2 protein-coding genes are annotated in these 960 nt (G+C 47.8%); both read right to left on the bottom strand.

From position 1 onward, the window contains the following. On the bottom strand, positions 1-197 hold a 197-nt coding region (locus KJK34_RS14995; protein WP_223054698.1), incomplete at its 3' end, for a type IX secretion system membrane protein PorP/SprF. 70 nt (positions 198-267) lie between these two features. Next, the coding region (locus KJK34_RS14990; protein ID WP_223054701.1) for a T9SS type B sorting domain-containing protein at positions 268-960 on the bottom strand (693 nt) is incomplete at its 5' end.

Here is a 960-nt window from a genome sequence, read left to right as displayed (position 1 = left end):
GTGGTGGGTGCCCCCTCCACATCTACCCACTGGGCGCGGTAAAGCAAGCCGAAGGCAAGGTTCTCCTTTGATCCGGCATAGGCCGGGTTGATCACGTTCATGTTGTACATGTACTGTGTGTAATGAGGGTCCTGCTGGGCCGTGCTCTCTGCAAAGCCTAACAGCCCCAGAAATGCTGCTAAGTATAGTTTCTTCATCAGTGGTAATTCTTTAAGAATATAAAGGCACACCCCTGTTTATACAGGAGCGTGCCTTTGTTTTGGTTTGTTACTGTTGCCTGTTGATGTAAACCCAACCTGTTTTACTCTCACCATTGCTGCGTTGCAGCGAGTAGAAGTAAGTACCTGTTGGCAGTTCATCCCCGTTGCTTGTTTGTCCGTGCCATTGGTTGGTATAAGCACCGTAGCTGAATACCTCTTTACCGTAACGGTTAAAGATACTGATCTTGCTTACGCCAAGAGAAGTCAGGTCGAAGCTGTCGTTCATGCCGTCACCGTTTGGAGAGATACCCCTCGGGATAGAACAGCTTGTGTCAAGCACATTAACCTCTACTTCGCCCACACAACCGTCAGCAGTGGTTACTGTTACAGTATAGATACCTGCCGCAGGGATAGTTACCTGCTGTGTATTCTCTGAGAAGCCGTTAGGGCCGCTCCATGCATAGCTGGCGGTATCAGGGTTGAATGAATCACCTGTGTCAGGGTCATTGAACGGCATCACTGTTACAAGGTAATCACCATCTTCACAGCCTTCTTCATACATAAGTGCTAAAGCATCTGTATTTTCAGTCACTGTCACACTTTGTGTAGCGGTACATCCGTTTACAGTTACTGTAACTTCATAGGTACCAAAGGCTCCGTTAGCCGGTGTGATGCTGGCATCGTTATCAGCAAGGGTTGTACCTTCATACGTCCATACATAAGTAGCATTAGCCGTATTGAAGTTAGCTCCGGTTACAGA

The sequence above is a fragment of the Flavobacterium coralii genome (assembly GCF_019891545.1).
Classification (GTDB): Bacteria; Bacteroidota; Bacteroidia; order Flavobacteriales; family Flavobacteriaceae; genus Flavobacterium; species Flavobacterium coralii.
Note: the sequence above shows the minus strand (reverse complement) of the source record. Positions and strands in the feature narration are given on the sequence as shown.